Consider the following 20,325-nt stretch of genomic DNA (forward strand, 5'->3'; position numbering starts at 1 on the left):
GGTGGGTCGGGATGAATATCATAATAGATGTGAAGGAAAAAGAATTGGATGTAGAAGTTAAAGTTTCTGGTGAAATTGATGCGTATACTGCTCCGAAATTAAGAGAACGAATTTATTCCTTTTCCGAAAAGGAAGGAATGAAAATGGTAATAGATTTATCAGATGTTAACTATATGGACAGTACTGGTTTAGGAGTATTTGTAGGCATATTTAAGAATGTCCGAGCAAATAATGGTGAATTCAAGCTAATTGGTCTATCAAGCCGCTTAATCAGGTTATTTGAAATCACTGGATTGGCAGATATTATAGACATAAATAGTAAGATAGAAGGTGGAATCCAATGAGTCATTTTGAGTACATCGAAATGAAAATTCCTTCTAAACCAGAGTATGTAGGTATTATCCGATTAACTTTATCTGGAATTGCAAGCAGAATGGGCTTTAGCTATGATGAAATTGAAGATTTAAAGATAGCTACTAGTGAAGCATGTACCAATGCTGTGCAACATGCGTATAAAAATAAAGACGCAGGAGAAGTATTAATTGGATTTCGATTATATAACGATCGCCTAGAAGTCATAGTTGCCGATAATGGAAAGAGCTTTGATTTTCATTCTACAACAAAAGATTTAGGTCCGTATGAACAAGATGAGTCAGTGGAATTTCTTCGTGAAGGAGGACTTGGCCTATACTTGATCGAAACATTAATGGATGAAGTAAAGATTCACCATAATAACGGGGTAACTGTTTTCATGACTAAATACCTCGAAGGAGAGCAGGTGGAGAGGGATGCAGAAACAATCTCAACCTAATCGCCATTTATCAAAAGAAGAAGTAAATAAATTAATAAAAGATTTTCAACTCAATCAAAACGAGAAAGCCCAAGAGAAACTCGTCATAAATTATCGTGATTTAGTAGAAATGCTTGCAAGAAAATATTCAAAAGGAAAAATGTTTCACGAAGATATTGCGCAAGTGGGAATCATTGGATTAATAGGAGCTATTCAACGTTATGATGAAAGTTTCGGTAAGAGTTTTGAGGCTTTTGCTGTGCCAACTATTATTGGTGAAATTAAACGGTTTTTAAGAGATAAAACATGGAGTGTTCATGTACCACGACGAATTAAAGAACTTGGTCCAAAAATAAAGAAAACAGTCGAAGAGCTTACGACTGATTTGCAACGTTCTCCAAAGGTAAATGAAATTGCTGATTACTTACAAGTATCCGAAGAAGAAGTATTAGAAGCAATGGAAATGGGTAGAAGCTATCAGGCTTTATCTGTTGATCATTCGATTGAAGCAGATTCAGAAGGGGGAACAGTTACCCTCTTGGATATTGTAGGAGATGTGGATCAAGGCTTTGAAAAAGTAAATCAAAAACTAGTGTTAGAAAAAGTATTGCATGTATTAACAGAGCGAGAAAAAAGTATTATTCAATATACATATTTGGATAATCTTAGTCAGAAGGAAGCTGGAGAGAAGCTAGGGATATCTCAAATGCATGTTTCAAGGCTTCAGAGAAGAGCAATCAAAAAGCTACAAGAAGCAATACAGGCAGAATCCAATAATTCGGAGTTTATTTTATGAACGAATTAAAAGATAATCATGTCCACGTACTTTCCTATCAGACTAGTAAGAAAGGGAAAACCCTTTGCGGAGATAGTTTTTATTATACTTCAACGGATGAATACTTTGTTTGTGTATTAGCTGATGGTCTCGGTAGTGGTGAATACGCAAATGAAGCATCCGTTGCAGTTACTGAGATGATTGAAGAAAATCATACAAAATCAGTAGAGGAATTAATGGAACTATCAAACAATGTTCTTATAAAGAAAAGAGGCGCCGCGGTTTGTGTTTTTAAAATAAACTATGCTTCAAAGACCATTGTTTATAGCTGTGTAGGTAATATTCGATTCTTTCTTTATTCTCCTTCGGGCAAATTGACTTATCCACTCCCGGTAACGGGTTACTTATCTGGAAGACCTCAACATTATCATACACAACGGTTTACTTTTGAAAATCATGCGAAATTCCTTGTTTTTTCCGATGGATTTAATATCCAAGGTATTAAAAATTTGCTGAAGGGGTATTTACCAATTAGCGCGATAGCAGATGACATCGTAGGGAAATATAATAACTTGGATGATGATTCTACCTTTATATTGGGAAGCTTGCTTTAAAAGTAGGCTTTTTCTTTTTGTCTAAATAGAGCAATGAAGAGGTATTAAACAATACCTACTAACCGATGGAATATAAATTCCTTCTTGTCGATAATAGGCTTTCTCTATTCCTTTTGATAAAATGGAAATAGGAAAATAAAAGTTTTCACTTTTAGTGGATAAAGGTATTGGGAATATTGTTTTTTAGTGATTGCTCGATGGAATAGAAAGGATAGTGAGTGGTATGGAGAAAGTTTTGGAACAGGAAAAAGGACAGGATTATTTATCTATTATAGCAAAAGAACAGAGTGTATCGATTAAACAGGTGAAAAGTGTTATTACGCTAATAGAAGATGGGAATACAGTTCCTTTTATTGCTCGATATAGAAAAGAACAAACAGGTGCACTAGATGAAGTGCAAATTAAGGACATTATCGATCGCTATACATATATTCAAAACTTGGCGCAAAGAAAAGAAGAGGTTATTCGTTTAATCGAGGAGCAGGGTAAGCTTACAGAAGAATTGCGTACTAGTATTCTCAAGGCAATCAAGTTGCAAGAAGTAGAAGACTTGTATCGTCCTTATAAGCAAAAACGCCGAACAAAAGCAACTATTGCAAAAGAAAAAGGATTAGAGCCTTTTGCAGAATGGTTATTAAGTATGAAGAAGGAAAGCTCTATAGAAGAGGAAGCGCGTAAATATCTCTCCGAAGAAAAAGAAGTGCTAACAATGGAAGATGTGATAAATGGAGCAAAAGATATTCTAGCAGAACGCATATCGGATGATGCAGAAAGTAGAAAGTGGATTAGAAGCAAAACAATGCTTACTGGGAAAATTCAATCTAGCTCTAAAAATGTAGAGAAGGACGAAAAAAATATATATGAGATGTATTATGAATATGAAGAGCCAGTAAATAAGATTGTTCCTCACCGTACACTAGCTTTAAATAGAGGAGAAAAAGAAGATATTTTAAAAGTAGCCATTACTGTTCCACTAGAAATGATTACAGAATACTTAGAGAAAAAGTGGATAACAAATGAGTACTCTCCTGCAACAGTAATTATTAAAGAGGCGATAGAAGATGGCTATAAACGACTTATTCAGCCTTCCATTGAAAGGGAAATAAGAAACGAGTTAACAGAAAAGGCTGAAGAACAAGCAATACATATTTTCTCGGAAAATCTTAGAAATCTATTATTGCAGCCACCTCTTAAAGGAAAAATGGTTCTTGGAGTAGATCCAGCTTATCGAACAGGCTGTAAATTAGCGGTAGTGGATGAAACGGGAAAAGTATTAGAAATCGGTGTGATTTATCCACATCCTCCTGCATCCAAAAAAGCAGAGGCAGCTACTAAATTCCAAAGTATACTTGATCGCTATGACATTGAAATGGTAGCGGTAGGAAATGGAACAGCTTCTAGAGAGACAGAACAATTTGTTGCAGAAATGTTAAACAAGCAGAAGAAAGACATCTACTATTTAATCGTGAATGAAGCAGGAGCAAGTGTTTATTCTGCTTCGGAAATTGCAAGAGAAGAATTTCCGGATTTTCAAGTAGAAGAAAGAAGTGCAGTGTCGATTGCAAGGCGATTACAAGATCCACTAGCAGAACTTGTGAAAATTGATCCGAAATCTGTTGGTGTTGGTCAATATCAACATGATGTATCACAAAAGAAATTGGCAGAATCCTTGCATTTTGTTGTAGAAACTGCAGTTAACCAAGTTGGAGTAAATGTAAATACGGCATCTTCTTCTTTATTGCAATATGTTGCAGGTCTTTCCAAAACTGTTGCTAATAATATCGTAAAGAAAAGGGAAGAAGAAGGGAAATTTAGCGATCGTAAACAATTAAAGAAGATACCACGTTTAGGAGCGAAAACCTACGAACAAGCAATCGGTTTCTTGCGTGTATTGGATGGCAAAGAGCCTCTAGATAGAACAGGTATCCACCCTGAGCATTATGATGAAGTGAAAAAACTCTTGTCTAAAATAGGATTTACGTCAAAAGATATTGGTACTCCTGAGTTAAAAGAAGTCTTAATGAAAGTGGAAATGAAGGGAATTGCAGAAGAACTTAATATTGGAGAACTTACGTTAAAGGATATTATCGATGCGTTAGTTCGACCATCTAGAGATCCACGTGAAGATCTTCCTGCGCCGTTATTACGAAAGGATGTATTGAAGCTAGAAGATCTACAAACTGGAATGGAACTTCAGGGCACTGTTCGAAATGTAGTTGATTTCGGGGCATTTATAGACATTGGAGTAAAACAAGATGGTTTAGTTCATATTTCTAAGCTAAGTAATAAGTTTGTTAAGCATCCACTTGATATAGTAAGTGTGGGAGATGTTGTTACTGTTTGGGTAGACAGTGTAGACCATAATAAAGGAAGAGTTGCGCTTACCATGTTAAGTCCAAAAGACGAGAAATAATAATAACGAGGGGATTGCCTGTGTTAAAAAAGATGAAAATGCAGGCAATCCTAATTAATTTATTGGATAATTAGGAACAGTGAAGTATTCCGTATGCATAAACGAGCAATAACTGGCGGTTAACTAGGAGTATTTTTACGGCGATAGTAATACCAACATTGATTTAATAGCTTTACTTGATAGCTGTTTTTTTCATAGAAAGCTTTTTTGATTTGGTTTTGTAACCAATTAGGCATTATACTCACTCCTTGTCTGATTGTTAGCTAAGTGAAGAACAGTAAGAACGAAAATCGTTTTTTCACTTTTTTAGAATGTTCATTAAAGTAACGGTTAAAGAATATGTTATATTTGCTCTGAAATTTATGATTGTATTAGTTTTGGTAAGTTATAAGATTATTGTATGCTATAATAGTTTGTCTTGTTGAGGAGGGATAAGCAAAACGATGACAAATGAGGAATTACAAGGTTTAGTTGAGGGTATTTCATGGGAATATTTTAAAAGAAAGTTTGAACATAAAGCATCTTTTAATCCTAGATTAAGAACTACTGGTGGAAGATATTTATTAAGCACTCATAATATTGAAATTAATAAAACCTATTATGAAGTAATGGGATTAGAGGAGTTAATAGGTATTATCAAGCATGAATTATGCCATTATCATCTTCATTTATTAAACAGGGGGTATCAACATAAGGATGCTGATTTTAAGATCCTTTTAAAAAGTGTTGGAGGTCCCAGATTTTGTTCTTCCTTACCAATTGAAATGAAGAAAGGGAAAGCGAAGAGAGTACTTATTTATTCTTGTGTTTCATGTAAACAAAAATATACTAGAAAAAAAAGAATGGATATAAATAAGTATGTTTGTGGAAAATGTAGAGGGAGATTAAAATTAGAAGAAATAATCAGTATAGATAAGTGATTTTTAAATATGGGATTTATATAAAAAAAAGTTTTGAAAGGTGCTTGACTTATTGTTTATATGTCCCTATAATATAAAGAGTCGACAAGAAAGCAGCTGATTAAGATAACTGTTAATGACTATCTAGTTTGATAGTGGACAAGTCGATAAATATTATTCCGCAGTAGCTCAGTGGTAGAGCATTCGGCTGTTAACCGAACGGTCGTAGGTTCGAGTCCTACCTGCGGAGCCATTTTGGGGAAGTACTCAAGAGGCTGAAGAGGCGCCCCTGCTAAGGGTGTAGGTCGCGTGAGCGGCGCGAGGGTTCAAATCCCTCCTTCTCCGCCAGAAAGCAATTTAAAATTATGGCCCGTTGGTCAAGCGGTTAAGACACCGCCCTTTCACGGCGGTAACACGGGTTCGAATCCCGTACGGGTCATTTGTTATTTATTCTTAGAAAAATTGGTCCGGTAGTTCAGTTGGTTAGAATGCCTGCCTGTCACGCAGGAGGTCGCGGGTTCGAGTCCCGTCCGGACCGCCATTTATATTTTGTTTATTGGGCTATAGCCAAGCGGTAAGGCAACGGACTTTGACTCCGTCACTCGTTGGTTCGAATCCAGCTAGCCCAGCCACGAGCCATTAGCTCAGTCGGTAGAGCATCTGACTTTTAATCAGAGGGTCGGAGGTTCGAATCCTCCATGGCTCACCATTATATATATTAGAATAAGCGGGTGTGGCGGAATTGGCAGACGCACTAGACTTAGGATCTAGCGCCGCAAGGCGTGGGGGTTCGACTCCCTTCACCCGCACCATCTAATAAACGAAAAAGATTTATGAATATACAATAAATTATCTCTTGTAGTGCGGTCGTGGCGGAATGGCAGACGCGCTAGGTTGAGGGCCTAGTGGGGGCAACCCCGTGGAGGTTCAAGTCCTCTCGGCCGCATCAAAAAAAGTGTTGACAGCCGATAAAATATGTTGTATGATTATAAAGTCGCTTTCGGAAATATGCGCCCGTAGCTCAATTGGATAGAGCGTCTGACTACGGATCAGAAGGTTATGGGTTCGACTCCTTTCGGGCGCGCCATATTCGGGAAGTAGCTCAGCTTGGTAGAGCACTTGGTTTGGGACCAAGGGGTCGCAGGTTCGAATCCTGTCTTCCCGACCATTGATATCAAGTTTGAAAATAAATACTAACCTTATAATGCGGGTGTAGTTTAATGGTAAAACCTCAGCCTTCCAAGCTGATGTCGTGGGTTCGATTCCCATCACCCGCTCCAAATTATTTATTATTGCTCTTTGAAAACTGAACAAACAAACGTCAACAATAATCGTTTTATAACTTAGTTGTAAAACAAAAAAAGTAACAAAAGCTAGAGTTTAGCAATGAGCTAATCAACTCTTTATTGGAGAGTTTGATCCTGGCTCAGGACGAACGCTGGCGGCGTGCCTAATACATGCAAGTCGAGCGGACTTTAAAAGCTTGCTTTTAAAGTTAGCGGCGGACGGGTGAGTAACACGTGGGCAACCTGCCTGTAAGACTGGGATAACTTCGGGAAACCGGAGCTAATACCGGATAATCCTTTTCTACTCATGTAGAAAAGCTGAAAGACGGTTTACGCTGTCACTTACAGATGGGCCCGCGGCGCATTAGCTAGTTGGTGAGGTAACGGCTCACCAAGGCAACGATGCGTAGCCGACCTGAGAGGGTGATCGGCCACACTGGGACTGAGACACGGCCCAGACTCCTACGGGAGGCAGCAGTAGGGAATCTTCCGCAATGGACGAAAGTCTGACGGAGCAACGCCGCGTGAGTGATGAAGGTTTTCGGATCGTAAAACTCTGTTGTTAGGGAAGAACAAGTACAAGAGTAACTGCTTGTACCTTGACGGTACCTAACCAGAAAGCCACGGCTAACTACGTGCCAGCAGCCGCGGTAATACGTAGGTGGCAAGCGTTGTCCGGAATTATTGGGCGTAAAGCGCGCGCAGGCGGTCCTTTAAGTCTGATGTGAAAGCCCACGGCTCAACCGTGGAGGGTCATTGGAAACTGGGGGACTTGAGTGCAGAAGAGAAGAGTGGAATTCCACGTGTAGCGGTGAAATGCGTAGAGATGTGGAGGAACACCAGTGGCGAAGGCGACTCTTTGGTCTGTAACTGACGCTGAGGCGCGAAAGCGTGGGGAGCAAACAGGATTAGATACCCTGGTAGTCCACGCCGTAAACGATGAGTGCTAAGTGTTAGAGGGTTTCCGCCCTTTAGTGCTGCAGCAAACGCATTAAGCACTCCGCCTGGGGAGTACGGCCGCAAGGCTGAAACTCAAAGGAATTGACGGGGGCCCGCACAAGCGGTGGAGCATGTGGTTTAATTCGAAGCAACGCGAAGAACCTTACCAGGTCTTGACATCCTCTGACACTCCTAGAGATAGGACGTTCCCCTTCGGGGGACAGAGTGACAGGTGGTGCATGGTTGTCGTCAGCTCGTGTCGTGAGATGTTGGGTTAAGTCCCGCAACGAGCGCAACCCTTGATCTTAGTTGCCAGCATTAAGTTGGGCACTCTAAGGTGACTGCCGGTGACAAACCGGAGGAAGGTGGGGATGACGTCAAATCATCATGCCCCTTATGACCTGGGCTACACACGTGCTACAATGGATGGTACAAAGGGCAGCAAAACCGCGAGGTCGAGCAAATCCCATAAAACCATTCTCAGTTCGGATTGTAGGCTGCAACTCGCCTACATGAAGCTGGAATCGCTAGTAATCGCGGATCAGCATGCCGCGGTGAATACGTTCCCGGGCCTTGTACACACCGCCCGTCACACCACGAGAGTTTGTAACACCCGAAGTCGGTGGGGTAACCGTAAGGAGCCAGCCGCCTAAGGTGGGATAGATGATTGGGGTGAAGTCGTAACAAGGTAGCCGTATCGGAAGGTGCGGCTGGATCACCTCCTTTCTAAGGAAAATGGAATTTACATTCCATCAAAGATTGTTGACGATTTGTTGTTCAGTTTTGAGGGAGCAATTCCTCAAAAGTAGGCTTATAATAAGCCAATTGTTCCTTGAAAACTAGATTATGAATAGTAAAAACAAGAAAGAAACCGAGTAATCGCCATCTTAGATTCTCTATTTTAGAGAATTACTTCTTTGAAAAGTAATCGTATTAATCGAATACTCATTCAAAGATTTGAGAGCAAAGAGAAGCAAGTAGGTCAAGGAAGCGACCGAGCGAGCACCGGAGCGTACGCTAGTACGTGAGGAGCAGAGTGAGAGAGCTGACGAAGAGATACGCCGCTTATCTTTGGTCGAAACTAAGTTAAGTTAGAAAGGGCGCACGGTGGATGCCTTGGCACTAGGAGCCGATGAAGGACGGGATTAACACCGATATGCTTTGGGGAGCTGTAAGTAAGCTTTGATCCAGAGATTTCCGAATGGGGAAACCCTCTATCCGTAATGGGATAGAATCTTTACCTGAATACATAGGGTACTGAAGGCAGACCCGGGGAACTGAAACATCTAAGTACCCGGAGGAAGAGAAAGCAAACGCGATTCCCTGAGTAGCGGCGAGCGAAACGGGATTAGCCCAAACCAAGAGGCTTGCCTCTTGGGGTTGTAGGACACTCTATATGGAGTTACAAAGGAACGGGGTAGACGAATCGATCTGGAAAGGTCAGTCGTAGAAGGTAAAAACCCTGTAGTCGAAACTTCGTTCCCTCTTGAGTGTATCCTGAGTACGGCGGGACACGAGAAATCCCGTCGGAAGCAGGGAGGACCATCTCCCAAGGCTAAATACTCCCTAGTGACCGATAGTGAACCAGTACCGTGAGGGAAAGGTGAAAAGCACCCCGGAAGGGGAGTGAAATAGATCCTGAAACCGTGTGCCTACAAGTAGTTAGAGCCCTTTTATGGGTGATAGCGTGCCTTTTGTAGAATGAACCGGCGAGTTACGATTACATGCGAGGTTAAGTTGATAAGACGGAGCCGCAGCGAAAGCGAGTCTGAATAGGGCGAAATAGTATGTGGTTGTAGACCCGAAACCAGGTGATCTACCCATGTCCAGGGTGAAGTCCAGGTAACACTGGATGGAGGCCCGAACCCACGCACGTTGAAAAGTGCGGGGATGAGGTGTGGGTAGCGGAGAAATTCCAATCGAACTTGGAGATAGCTGGTTCTCTCCGAAATAGCTTTAGGGCTAGCCTCAAGATTTAGAGTATTGGAGGTAGAGCACTGTTTGGACTAGGGGCCCCCATCGGGTTACCGAATTCAGACAAACTCCGAATGCCAAATACTTATTCTTGGGAGTCAGACTACGAGTGATAAGATCCGTGGTCAAGAGGGAAACAGCCCAGACCACCAGCTAAGGTCCCAAAGTATACGTTAAGTGGAAAAGGATGTGGAGTTGCTTAGACAACCAGGATGTTGGCTTAGAAGCAGCCACCATTTAAAGAGTGCGTAATAGCTCACTGGTCGAGTGACTCTGCGCCGAAAATGTACCGGGGCTAAACGTATCACCGAAGCTGTGGATTGACATCTATGATGTCAGTGGTAGGAGAGCGTTCTAAGGGCGTTGAAGCTAGACCGTAAGGACTGGTGGAGCGCTTAGAAGTGAGAATGCCGGTATGAGTAGCGAAAGATGAGTGAGAATCTCATCCACCGAATGCCTAAGGTTTCCTGAGGAAGGCTCGTCCGCTCAGGGTTAGTCGGGACCTAAGCCGAGGCTGAAAAGCGTAGGCGATGGACAACAGGTTGATATTCCTGTACCACCTTTAAATCGTTTGAGCAATGGGGGGACGCAGGAGGATAGGGTAAGCGTGCTGTTGGATTAGCACGTCCAAGCAGTTAGGCCGGTAATGAGGCAAATCCCATTACCATACGGCGGAGCTGTGACGGCGAGGGAAATATAGTACCGAAGTTCCTGATTCCACACTGCCAAGAAAAGCCTCTAGCGAGATTTATGGTGCCCGTACCGCAAACCGACACAGGTAGGCGAGGAGAGAATCCTAAGGTGAGCGAGAGAACTCTCGTTAAGGAACTCGGCAAAATGACCCCGTAACTTCGGGAGAAGGGGTGCTCTTTTGGGTGTTAAAGCCCGAGAGAGCCGCAGTGAATAGGCCCAGGCGACTGTTTAGCAAAAACACAGGTCTCTGCGAAGCCGCAAGGCGAAGTATAGGGGCTGACACCTGCCCGGTGCTGGAAGGTTAAGAGGAGGGGTTAGCGTTCGCGCGAAGCTCTGAATTGAAGCCCCAGTAAACGGCGGCCGTAACTATAACGGTCCTAAGGTAGCGAAATTCCTTGTCGGGTAAGTTCCGACCCGCACGAAAGGTGTAACGATCTGGGCACTGTCTCAACGAGAGACTCGGTGAAATTATAGTACCTGTGAAGATGCAGGTTACCCGCGACAGGACGGAAAGACCCCGTGGAGCTTTACTGCAGCCTGATATTGAATTTTGGTACAGCTTGTACAGGATAGGTAGGAGCCTTGGAAGCCGGAGCGCCAGCTTCGGTGGAGGCATTGGTGGGATACTACCCTGGCTGTATTGACATTCTAACCCGCACCCCTTATCGGGGTGGGAGACAGTGTCAGGTGGGCAGTTTGACTGGGGCGGTCGCCTCCTAAAAAGTAACGGAGGCGCCCAAAGGTTCCCTCAGAATGGTTGGAAATCATTCGTAGAGTGTAAAGGCACAAGGGAGCTTGACTGCGAGACCTACAAGTCGAGCAGGGACGAAAGTCGGGCTTAGTGATCCGGTGGTTCCGCATGGAAGGGCCATCGCTCAACGGATAAAAGCTACCCCGGGGATAACAGGCTTATCTCCCCCAAGAGTCCACATCGACGGGGAGGTTTGGCACCTCGATGTCGGCTCATCGCATCCTGGGGCTGTAGTCGGTCCCAAGGGTTGGGCTGTTCGCCCATTAAAGCGGTACGCGAGCTGGGTTCAGAACGTCGTGAGACAGTTCGGTCCCTATCCGTCGTGGGCGTAGGAAATTTGAGAGGAGCTGTCCTTAGTACGAGAGGACCGGGATGGACGCACCGCTGGTGTACCAGTTGTCTTGCCAAAGGCATCGCTGGGTAGCTATGTGCGGAAGGGATAAGTGCTGAAAGCATCTAAGCATGAAGCCCCCCTCAAGATGAGATTTCCCATAGCGTAAGCTAGTAAGATCCCTGAAAGATGATCAGGTTGATAGGTCAGAGGTGGAAGCGTGGCGACATGTGGAGCTGACTGATACTAATAGATCGAGGACTTAACTAAAACGAAAAGCGGAAACGCCTGTTTATCGGCGTACAAACTGGAAGAGCGTCGACTGAGATAAAGGAAACACGATGAACGTAAGTGAATCGATGTTGACTTATCGTAGGGAGATGATCGGAAGTTTGATAGGCGATAGGCGTTGGAGCTGGACAATATTGATTACTCATTTCTTATCTTTACTTCATAATCTAGTTTTGAGGGAATAACTCTCAAAAATAAATAGTCTGGTGGCGATAGCGAGAAGGTCACACCCGTTCCCATACCGAACACGGAAGTTAAGCTTCTCAGCGCCGATGGTAGTTGGGGGTTCTCCCCCTGTGAGAGTAGGACGTCGCCAGGCTTTTATTATTTTATATCGTCGCGGGGTGGAGCAGTCTGGTAGCTCGTCGGGCTCATAACCCGAAGGTCGCAGGTTCAAATCCTGTCCCCGCAATCAAACAATGAAAAAAATCCTTAGGAAGAAACCTAAGGATTTTTTTTTGTTCGTCTAAGAAACTTTAAAATGGAGAGACTGTGGATAACTAAGTGAACAGACTGATTTAGCAAGTGATAAAAAGAAGCGAAAACATTATTAATTTGCATTTTTTTAGGAAATAGGAAGAAACTACTTAGTTTCCTCGAAAAAACAAGGAGACTACCTTTAGACTCATTCGTTTATTGAGTATAATAAAAGATATTACCTTTATTAAATTTTGTATTAGGAGTAATGTATGGATAACTTTGAATGGAAGGCAGATAATGCGGAAGAAACGATTGATTTTGCAGAGCGAATTGGCTTGCTTTTAGAAGCGGGAGATGTAATTACTTTAGAAGGTGATCTTGGCGCTGGCAAAACAACTTTTACAAAAGGAATAGCGAAAGGATTAGGAGTAACCAAAACAGTTAATAGTCCAACCTTTACGATAATTAAGGAGTACAAAGGGAATTTACCGCTTTACCATATGGATGTTTATCGATTAAAGAATAGCGAGGAAGATTTAGGCTTTGATGAGTATTTCGAAGGGGATGGAGTTACTGTTGTAGAATGGGCCCACTTAATTGAGGATCAATTGCCTATGGAGTTATTACAAATACAATTATTTTATAACAGCACTTCAGGAAGAAAAATTGTTTTAACACCTAAAGGTTCGCGCTATATGCAATTATGTAAGGAGTTATTTGAATGAAGATATTAGCAATAGATACATCAAATTTTGTTTTAGGAATCGCTTTATATGAAGATGGAAAGGTAATTGGGGAATATATTACAAATCTGAAAAAAAACCATTCGATTAGAGCGATGCCTGCAATTGAGCAATTAATGAAGGAATGCGAGATAAAGCCAAAAGATCTTACCAAAATTGTGGTAGCAAAAGGACCAGGATCTTATACAGGTGTTCGGATTGGGGTAACCATTGCAAAAACACTTGCTTGGACATTAAATATTCCATTAGTAGGTGTTTCTAGTCTAGAAGTACTCGCTGCATCTGCTGGACGATATTTTGATGGTTATGTGTCGCCACTTTTCGATGCTAGAAGAGGACAGATTTATACAGGGCTTTATCAAATTACCAAAAATGACGTTGAAATAATAAAAAATGATCAATTGATTTTATCTAAAGATTGGGTTCAGCAGCTTGCTCCATTGAAGCAATGCGTATTGTTTGTTGGGAATGATTTACCTCTTCATGAGGAAACCTTAAAGGATGGATTAGGTGATTTTGCTTATCTAGCAGATGCAGTGGACTTTAATCCGAGACCGTCTATCCTTGCGATGTTAGGTGAATCAAAACCAGAGGAAGCGATACATACGTTTACACCTAATTATATTCGGTTAGCAGAGGCAGAGGCGAATTGGTTAAAAGCAAATAAAAAAGAGAAAAAGGAAGACAGGGGATAATGTCAGCATTTGAATTTCGATATATGACAGTAGCGGATATCGATAATGTTTTTGAAATAGAAACAATCTCATTTACTACACCTTGGAGTAAAGAGGCTTTTTATAATGAGTTAACGCAAAATCGGTTTGCAAAATATATGGTTATCCAGCATGGAAAAGAACTTGTCGGATATTGTGGAGTATGGATAGTGGTAGATGAAGCCCATATTACAAATATCGCGATTCTGCCTGAGTATAGAGGGAAGAAGCTTGGTGAAACATTGCTTACAATGATAATGGAAGAGGCAAGGAAGCTTGGTGCGATTTCTATGACTTTAGAAGTACGCGTAACAAATGTCGTGGCGCAGAATTTATATAGAAAACTAGGGTTTCAAAATGGGGCTATCAGAAAGAAGTATTATACAGATAATCAAGAAGATGCTTTAGTAATGTGGGTGAAATTATGAAAAATAATAATGTGATTATAATGGGTATGGAAACAAGCTGTGATGAAACAGCAGTTTCGATTGTGAAAAATGGAAAGGAAATTCTTTCAAATATCGTGTCATCTCAAATTGAAAGTCATAAACGATTTGGTGGGGTTGTTCCAGAAATTGCTTCGAGACATCATGTGGAGCAAATTACGCTTGTAATAGAAGAAGCACTTTCCAAGGCGGATATTACTTATGAAGAAATCGATGCTATTGCCGTAACAGAAGGACCTGGTTTAGTAGGAGCACTTTTAATAGGAGTGAATGCTGCTAAAGCGATTAGTTTTGCACAGGATATCCCCCTTATTGGTGTACATCATATTGCGGGTCATATTTATGCCAATCAGCTTGTGGATAACTTGGAGTTTCCTTTATTAGCACTTGTGGTTTCTGGTGGGCATACAGAATTAGTATTAATGAAAGAGCATGGTCATTTTGAAGTTATTGGAGAAACAAGAGATGATGCTGCTGGAGAGGCGTATGATAAAGTTGCGAGAACACTTAATCTTCCTTATCCAGGGGGGCCTCATATTGATCGACTAGCAGCAGAAGGGAATCCTGATGCGGTTAAACTACCAAGAGCATGGATAGAAGGCACGTATGATTTTAGTTTCAGTGGATTGAAATCAGCAGTTATTAACACTGTGCATAACGCAGAGCAACGAGGAGAAGTTATTAGACCAGAAGATTTAGCAGCTAGCTTTCAGGAAAGTGTTGTGGAAGTATTGGTTGCAAAGACTGTCGAGGCGGCAGAGCAGTACCAAGTGAAGCAGGTTGTATTAGCTGGTGGGGTTGCTGCTAATAAAGGACTTAGAACTGCACTTGTGGATAAGTTTAAAGAGCTAGATTCTGTAAAATTAACGATTCCACCATTAGCATTATGTACAGATAATGCGGCAATGATTGCTGCAGCAGGAACTATTTTCTTTGAAAAAGGGCAGCGTGCACAATTGGATTTGAACGGAAATCCAGGATTAGATATAACAATCCACAATGGAATAGAGTAAGACTTTTTCCCTATATGCGTCATTGTGAATAAATATGATGTTATATACACATTCTGTGGATAATGTGAGTAATTTATTATGTGTTTGTGGATAATGTGGATAAATATGTGGAAAGCTTATAATATAACTCCTTAATATGTGGATAAAAATGTGGAAAAAAAGTACTGGGTAAATGATTACCCAGTACTTTTTACTTATCTGATAATTCGGTCCATTCATCCATTAAACGTTCCATTTGATCTTTCAATTGCTCAAGGCTATTATTTATCTCTAGAACCTTTTCATGATCTTGGAAAATTTCAGGCTCGCATAGAAGCGTTTCATGTTCCGAAATTTTTGTTTCTATTTCTTCAATAGTTGTTTCTATTTCTTCAATTCTTCTTATTCTTTGTCGTTCTATTTTTTGTGCTTCCTTGCTCATTTGGTAAGAGCTTTTTTCTTCTGTTCCAGTATGTTGTGCTTGTTGTATAGCGTTAGTTGCTTCTAATGCTTGAATTTCTGCTTGCTCCAACTTTTTTTCCACATAATAATCATAGTCGCCTAAGAATTCTGTGGATCCCTTCTTATCTAATTCAATCACTTTTGTCGCAATCCTATTAATAAAATAACGATCATGTGAAACAAAAAGAATGGTACCTGGGTAGTCAATCAAGGCATTTTCAAGCACTTCTTTACTATCTAAGTCTAAATGGTTTGTAGGCTCGTCCAAGATTAAGACATTTGGTTTTTCCATCATTAGCTTTGATAATGCGAGACGTGCCTTTTCTCCACCACTTAATGAATTTACAATTTTTAAAACATCGTCTCCTGAAAATAAGAAATTGCCAAGGACGGTCCGGATATCTTTTTCAGGTGTAAGTGGAAAATCATCCCATAACTCATTTAGTACTCGTTTATTGGAGGTTAGTTCTGCTTGTTCTTGATCGTAGTATCCAATCATGACATTTGATCCTAGTGCTATGGAGCCAGCATGCTTAGGCAGTTTATCAATGATTGTTTTTAATAGCGTTGATTTCCCAACACCATTTGGACCAACAAGAGCAACACTATCTCCTCTATTTATTTGGAAGGAAATATGCTCAGATACCGTACTATCTTTATAACCAATGGAAAGGTCAGTAATTTTTAATACATCATTTCCTGTTTGCTTCGTAATTTCAAAGCCAAAGGATGCCGATTTTTCATTGCCGTCAGGACGATCCATTCTATCCATTCTGTCCAATGTTTTTCTACGGCTTTGCGCTCTTTTGGTTGTTGACGCTCGCGCCAGGTTTTTTTGAATGAATGTTTCTAGTTTCGCAATTTCATCTTGTTGCTTTTCGTAAAGTTTCATTTCTCGCTCATAATTTGCCGCTTTTTGCTCAAGATAACCGCTATAGTTACCAATAAACTTTTGAATATGGTGTCTTGATATTTCGTACACTTGAGTTACTACTTTATCAAGGAAATAACGGTCATGGGAAACGATTAACACAGCACCATTGTAGCCTTGTAAATATTGCTCTAGCCAAGATAATGTCTCAATATCCAGATGGTTTGTAGGCTCATCTAATATGAGAATATCTGGTGTAGTTAGCAGAAGCTTTGCTAGAGCTAATCTTGTTTTCTGACCACCACTTAAGGTAGAGATTTTTGTACTGTAATCGAATGTATTAAAGTTAAGTCCGTGTAAAACGGAACGAATATCGGCTTCGTATTGATAGCCGCCGCTTTCTTTAAATTCAAATTGACGGTGGTCATATTCTTTTAAAATTTTCTCGAAGGCGTCTGTATTTTCGATTGTGTTAGGATCTGACATCTGTTGTTCCAGTTTTCTTAAATGCTTTTCTTTAACTTGAAGATCGTGGAAGACAGTCAGCATCTCATCCCAAATCGAAAGACTTGATTCGAGACCAGTGTTTTGAGCAAGATAGCCTATTTCGACATTTTTCGGCTTTATGATTTCACCGGAGTCATAGGATAGTTGCCCAGCAATTATTTTTAATAGGGTAGATTTACCAGCACCGTTTCTTCCCACTAGTGCGATTCGGTCTCTCGTTTGTACTTCTAATTTTATATTTGATAAGATAAGTTCAGCTCCAAAATGCTTCGATAGCTGATTTACTTGTAATAGTATCATTTCTTCACCTCAGGGGATTATGTACCATAAGTGTAACCTATAAATATGTTATCCTGCAATAAAGGGGAAACGGGAAAAAAGTGATAATAAATACACATTCTCCTTAAAATAGTGTATCATTTTGCTTAGAGGTGTTATTATGGGGGAGTTTACACATTTTAATAAGGAAGGCCGTGCGAAAATGGTTGATATATCAGAAAAAACTGAAACCGCTCGCATAGCTGTTGCTCTATCTAGTATTAAAGTAAGTAAAGAAATCTATGAGAAAATCACAAAGCGGGAAATAAAAAAAGGGGATGTACTAGCTGTTGCCCAAGTAGCAGGAATAATGGCTGCTAAAAAGACGGCTGACATCATACCTATGTGTCACCCTATTATGTTGAAGGGTGTCGATATATCGTTTCAATGGGAAGAATATGCGGAAGATTATCAATTGATTATTACTGCAACGGTAAAGACAGTTGGAAGTACAGGCGTGGAAATGGAAGCATTGACTGCTGCATCTGTTACAGCGTTAACGATTTATGATATGTGTAAAAGTATGGATAAAGGGATGGTAATTGGCCACACTTATTTAGTCGAGAAATCAGGTGGGAAAAGCGGCGATTACAAGAGAGAGCGTTAGAAATAACTGCAAATTTTTAAATATAGGTAGGGGATAAGTATGCATAATGAGGTAATGAAAATACCGCAGGCAACAGCAAAGCGGTTACCATTATACTATCGTTTTTTGAAAAACTTACATTCATCAGGAAAGCAAAGAGTGTCTTCTGCTGAATTAAGTGAAGCGGTGAAGGTAGATTCTGCAACAATAAGAAGAGACTTCTCTTATTTTGGTGCGCTCGGAAAAAAAGGATATGGATACAATGTAAACTATTTATTGTCGTTTTTCCGTAAAACATTAGATCAAGATGAACTGACGAAGGTAGCTTTAATTGGTGTTGGTAATCTAGGGGTTGCCTTTTTGAAATATAACTTCTTAAAAAATAATAACACAAAAATTGAAGTAGGATTCGATGTTATAGAAGAAAAGATTGGCACTTTAGTGAACGATGTGCCGATTCATCATATGGATGACTTAGAGAAGGTGCTGCAAGAAAATGGTGTTGAGGTAGCTATACTAACGGTACCGGCAAATGCAGCACAGATTATTACGGATCGTTTAGTAGAGAGCAAGATCAAAGGGATATTGAATTTCACACCAGCACGATTAAATGTGCCAGCAAATGTGAGAGTTCATCATATTGACCTAGCTGTAGAGCTGCAATCGCTTGTTTATTTCTTAAAGCATTATCCTACGCCGGATGTAGAGGCAGAGGAAACAGAAGAATAAAAAGGAAATGCGTGTATAAGGGTGTAGATGTTAACTACATTCTTATACACGCATTTTTTTAGTAAAAGTTAAAGGCCGCCCGTTTTTAGGCAATTTAGTTTTCTTATTAAATTACACAAAACCTTGCGATTATTGTTTCGGCTTTTTTCCAGTGGTTTGATTTTTTTTCAAGAAAAAATGAAAGTTGATTAACTTTATTCCTGATCCGATATCAAAGGTTGCCAGGATGACTAATAAATACGTATAGAATCCCCAGTCTTGGTTTCTTTGTAAATCGTGAATTGCAAAATACGTAAAGAGAGCTCCAAAAATAATATATAGAACTCCTGAAAATAACGGTGATCTTCTCATTTTATAAAAATCCTCCAATAAATTGTGTTACGCCCGAGTACTTTTCCTGCCATTCGATAATTCTGTCATAGTTTAATTGCATAATCACTACGAGTGTATTCATTGCGACATGGGCGAAGATTGGCACAAGGATTCTTTTCGTTTTTACATATAAAAAGGCAAAGGTAAAGCCCATGCTTGCGTATAGTAGGATATGGACAAAATCCATATGAGCAACTGCAAAGATAAGGGAACTAACTAGTGCAGAGATAAAAAATCCGAATCGCTTATAAAGGGAACCGAAAATGATTTTGCGGAAAACAAGTTCCTCTAATATCGGTCCAATAATACTTACTACTATAATGACAAAAGGTGCGGCATCAATTAAACGCATGATTTGTTCTGTGTTTTCTGACCCTGGTTTAATACCTATTAACTGCTCAATGATTCCGGCAAAACTTTGGGCAAATAAAGAGAGAAACACCCCGCCAATTGCCCAACCAATAGAAGAAGGCAGGCTCATCGCATCTGCACGCATGGGATTTCTCATTTCTCTTCTTAATAAAACGAGACAGATGATTAAGGCAATGATAAAACTAAATATTAGCCAAATAACGCCAGATTGGAATTGAATCGCTTTAGAAGCTGGATTGTATCCAAGCAAACCAGCGATAAAAAGAATGACTGGAACTCCAACAAAAGTGGAGAGCTGCATGGCGATGTAAGTTATTAAGATAATCCAATATTCTTTTTTCAAAATAAATGCTCCTTTAAATAATTGATAGGTTTAAAAACTTTGTGTAAAAGGAATATATCTAGGTTAATCTGTACTTATTATATTTGAGTAAAGAGACAATCATACTTTCTATTCTACTAATAAGCGGTGCTTTGTTTCAAATAGTAACAACTAAAATAATAGAAAGAGTGAATATTTGTAGCTTTAACGTATATACTTTCTAATGGCATTAGAAACTAGAAAAAAATTTACGAAAAAATAAGTCTTGTCTCTTGCATTATGAGAAAAGATTAATTAATATAATAATTGTGTTAGCACTCATAGTGATTGAGTGCTAATAAGAAAATAAAATGTATATAATTTGAGGAGGTTGTTTCACTTGTTAAAGCCATTAGGAGATCGCATTATTATTGAGCTTGTTGAAACAGAAGAAAAAACTGCAAGTGGTATCGTATTACCAGACTCTGCTAAAGAAAAGCCTCAAGAAGGCAAAGTAGTAGCTGTAGGAACTGGTCGCGTACTAGATAACGGAGAGCGTGTTGCGCTTGAGGTATCTGTCGATGACCGCATTATCTTCTCAAAATACTCTGGTACTGAAGTGAAATACGAAGGGAAAGAGTACTTAATTCTTCGGGAAAGCGACATTTTAGCTATCGTTGGCTAATTCTATTTTAACATAAGAGATTACGTAATAAAAAATACATGAGATAACAATA

General features: G+C 40.2%; 17 protein-coding genes, 12 tRNA genes and 3 rRNA genes. 28 read left to right on the plus strand and 4 right to left on the minus strand.

The features are described 5' to 3' along the window. The first annotated feature begins 11 nt into the window (after positions 1 to 11). From NYE52_RS02080 to NYE52_RS02100, 5 genes are all read left to right on the plus strand, one after another. Complete coding sequence (locus tag NYE52_RS02080) at positions 12 to 344, plus strand: anti-sigma factor antagonist (protein ID WP_341191554.1); 333 nt, start codon at positions 12 to 14, stop codon at positions 342 to 344. Next, on the plus strand, positions 341 to 811 hold the full coding sequence (gene rsbW / locus NYE52_RS02085; protein WP_341191555.1) for an anti-sigma B factor RsbW: 471 nt from the start codon (positions 341 to 343) through the stop codon (positions 809 to 811). The genes NYE52_RS02080 and rsbW overlap by 4 nt, the downstream gene beginning before the upstream one ends. After that, the gene (gene sigB / locus NYE52_RS02090) at positions 789 to 1,586 is read left to right on the plus strand and encodes an RNA polymerase sigma factor SigB (RefSeq protein ID WP_341191556.1); all 798 of its coding nucleotides are present in this window, start codon (positions 789 to 791) and stop codon (positions 1,584 to 1,586) included. The genes rsbW and sigB overlap by 23 nt, the downstream gene beginning before the upstream one ends. Next, positions 1,583 to 2,179: a PP2C family serine/threonine-protein phosphatase gene (locus NYE52_RS02095; protein ID WP_341191557.1), complete on the plus strand. Its 597-nt coding sequence runs from the start codon at positions 1,583 to 1,585 to the stop codon at positions 2,177 to 2,179. The genes sigB and NYE52_RS02095 overlap by 4 nt, the downstream gene beginning before the upstream one ends. Before the next feature lie 223 nt (positions 2,180 to 2,402). After that, a complete protein-coding gene (locus NYE52_RS02100; protein WP_341191558.1) occupies positions 2,403 to 4,592 on the plus strand; it encodes a Tex family protein in 2,190 nt (729 codons plus the stop codon). Between the two features lie 119 nt (positions 4,593 to 4,711). Here the strand turns inward: NYE52_RS02100 and cmpA are convergent, their stop codons facing one another. Further along, the gene (gene cmpA / locus NYE52_RS02105; protein WP_341191559.1) at positions 4,712 to 4,828 is read right to left on the minus strand and encodes a cortex morphogenetic protein CmpA; all 117 of its coding nucleotides are present in this window, start codon (positions 4,826 to 4,828) and stop codon (positions 4,712 to 4,714) included. Between the two features lie 207 nt (positions 4,829 to 5,035). On the opposite strand from cmpA, the gene NYE52_RS02110 reads away from it, so the two are divergent. The 20 genes from NYE52_RS02110 to tsaD all read left to right on the plus strand — a co-directional run bounded on the left by NYE52_RS02110 (position 5,036) and on the right by tsaD (position 15,091). Then, positions 5,036 to 5,512 (plus strand): SprT family protein, encoded by a 477-nt coding sequence (locus NYE52_RS02110; protein ID WP_341191560.1) that lies wholly within the window; start codon positions 5,036 to 5,038, stop codon positions 5,510 to 5,512. Positions 5,513 to 5,669: 157 nt separating this feature from the next. Further along, a tRNA-Asn gene (locus NYE52_RS02115) sits at positions 5,670 to 5,744 on the plus strand. A gap of 4 nt (positions 5,745 to 5,748) precedes the next feature. Continuing rightward, positions 5,749 to 5,839, plus strand: a tRNA-Ser gene (locus tag NYE52_RS02120). Between the two features lie 19 nt (positions 5,840 to 5,858). Next, a tRNA-Glu gene (locus tag NYE52_RS02125) sits at positions 5,859 to 5,930 on the plus strand. Positions 5,931 to 5,955: 25 nt separating this feature from the next. Then, positions 5,956 to 6,032 (plus strand) — tRNA-Asp (locus tag NYE52_RS02130). A 16-nt stretch (positions 6,033 to 6,048) separates the two neighbouring features. Further along, positions 6,049 to 6,123, plus strand: a tRNA-Gln gene (locus NYE52_RS02135). 1 nt (position 6,124) lies between these two features. Next, a tRNA-Lys gene (locus tag NYE52_RS02140) sits at positions 6,125 to 6,200 on the plus strand. A gap of 18 nt (positions 6,201 to 6,218) precedes the next feature. Then, positions 6,219 to 6,303 (plus strand) — tRNA-Leu (locus NYE52_RS02145). A gap of 51 nt (positions 6,304 to 6,354) precedes the next feature. Next, positions 6,355 to 6,437, plus strand: a tRNA-Leu gene (locus tag NYE52_RS02150). A gap of 64 nt (positions 6,438 to 6,501) precedes the next feature. Beyond that, positions 6,502 to 6,578, plus strand: a tRNA-Arg gene (locus NYE52_RS02155). Between the two features lie 4 nt (positions 6,579 to 6,582). Next, positions 6,583 to 6,659 (plus strand) — tRNA-Pro (locus NYE52_RS02160). Between the two features lie 38 nt (positions 6,660 to 6,697). Then, positions 6,698 to 6,771: transfer RNA gene (locus NYE52_RS02165), tRNA-Gly, on the plus strand. 123 nt (positions 6,772 to 6,894) lie between these two features. Beyond that, a 16S ribosomal RNA gene (locus NYE52_RS02170) occupies positions 6,895 to 8,442 on the plus strand. Positions 8,443 to 8,800: 358 nt separating this feature from the next. Continuing rightward, a 23S ribosomal RNA gene (locus NYE52_RS02175) occupies positions 8,801 to 11,735 on the plus strand. Between the two features lie 223 nt (positions 11,736 to 11,958). Continuing rightward, positions 11,959 to 12,075 (plus strand): 5S ribosomal RNA (gene rrf, locus NYE52_RS02180). The 16S, 23S and 5S rRNA genes sit together here with 12 tRNA genes alongside, the layout of an rRNA operon. A 19-nt stretch (positions 12,076 to 12,094) precedes the next feature. Further along, positions 12,095 to 12,168: transfer RNA gene (locus NYE52_RS02185), tRNA-Met, on the plus strand. A 277-nt stretch (positions 12,169 to 12,445) separates the two neighbouring features. Continuing rightward, positions 12,446 to 12,901, plus strand: coding sequence for a tRNA (adenosine(37)-N6)-threonylcarbamoyltransferase complex ATPase subunit type 1 TsaE (gene tsaE / locus NYE52_RS02190; protein ID WP_341191561.1), 456 nt, complete (start codon positions 12,446 to 12,448; stop codon positions 12,899 to 12,901). Next, positions 12,898 to 13,614, plus strand: a complete 717-nt coding sequence (tsaB, locus tag NYE52_RS02195; protein WP_341191562.1) for a tRNA (adenosine(37)-N6)-threonylcarbamoyltransferase complex dimerization subunit type 1 TsaB — start codon at positions 12,898 to 12,900, stop codon at positions 13,612 to 13,614. The genes tsaE and tsaB overlap by 4 nt, the downstream gene beginning before the upstream one ends. Next, positions 13,614 to 14,060: a ribosomal protein S18-alanine N-acetyltransferase gene (gene rimI, locus NYE52_RS02200; protein ID WP_341191563.1), complete on the plus strand. Its 447-nt coding sequence runs from the start codon at positions 13,614 to 13,616 to the stop codon at positions 14,058 to 14,060. Before tsaB ends, rimI begins: the two co-directional genes overlap by 1 nt. Continuing rightward, entirely contained in the window at positions 14,057 to 15,091 is a 1,035-nt protein-coding gene (gene tsaD / locus NYE52_RS02205) for a tRNA (adenosine(37)-N6)-threonylcarbamoyltransferase complex transferase subunit TsaD (RefSeq protein WP_341191564.1), read from the plus strand. The genes rimI and tsaD overlap by 4 nt, the downstream gene beginning before the upstream one ends. A 190-nt stretch (positions 15,092 to 15,281) precedes the next feature. On the opposite strand, the gene NYE52_RS02210 is transcribed toward tsaD, so the two are convergent. Then, complete coding sequence (locus NYE52_RS02210; RefSeq protein ID WP_341191565.1) at positions 15,282 to 17,210, minus strand: ABC-F family ATP-binding cassette domain-containing protein; 1,929 nt, start codon at positions 17,208 to 17,210, stop codon at positions 15,282 to 15,284. 139 nt (positions 17,211 to 17,349) lie between these two features. Here NYE52_RS02210 and moaC point away from each other — a divergent pair, with 139 nt between their 5' ends. Then, positions 17,350 to 17,835: a cyclic pyranopterin monophosphate synthase MoaC gene (moaC, locus tag NYE52_RS02215; protein WP_341191566.1), complete on the plus strand. Its 486-nt coding sequence runs from the start codon at positions 17,350 to 17,352 to the stop codon at positions 17,833 to 17,835. Between the two features lie 39 nt (positions 17,836 to 17,874). Continuing rightward, positions 17,875 to 18,543 (plus strand): redox-sensing transcriptional repressor Rex, encoded by a 669-nt coding sequence (locus NYE52_RS02220; RefSeq protein WP_341191567.1) that lies wholly within the window; start codon positions 17,875 to 17,877, stop codon positions 18,541 to 18,543. A gap of 129 nt (positions 18,544 to 18,672) precedes the next feature. On the opposite strand, the gene NYE52_RS02225 is transcribed toward NYE52_RS02220, so the two are convergent. Together NYE52_RS02225 and NYE52_RS02230 are read right to left on the minus strand one after the other, a co-directional pair. Next, complete coding sequence (locus tag NYE52_RS02225) at positions 18,673 to 18,894, minus strand: YdiK family protein (RefSeq protein ID WP_341191568.1); 222 nt, start codon at positions 18,892 to 18,894, stop codon at positions 18,673 to 18,675. 1 nt (position 18,895) lies between these two features. Then, positions 18,896 to 19,630 carry a CPBP family intramembrane glutamic endopeptidase gene (locus NYE52_RS02230; protein WP_341191569.1) on the minus strand — a complete coding sequence of 245 codons (735 nt, stop codon included), beginning with the start codon at positions 19,628 to 19,630 and terminating at the stop codon, positions 18,896 to 18,898. Between the two features lie 358 nt (positions 19,631 to 19,988). On the opposite strand from NYE52_RS02230, the gene groES reads away from it, so the two are divergent. After that, entirely contained in the window at positions 19,989 to 20,273 is a 285-nt protein-coding gene (groES, locus tag NYE52_RS02235) for a co-chaperone GroES (RefSeq protein WP_016204035.1), read from the plus strand. Positions 20,274 to 20,325: the final 52 nt, after the last annotated feature.

Source organism: Niallia sp. FSL W8-0635 (genome assembly GCF_038007965.1).
In the GTDB taxonomy this organism is placed as follows: Bacteria; Bacillota; Bacilli; order Bacillales; family Cytobacillaceae; genus Niallia.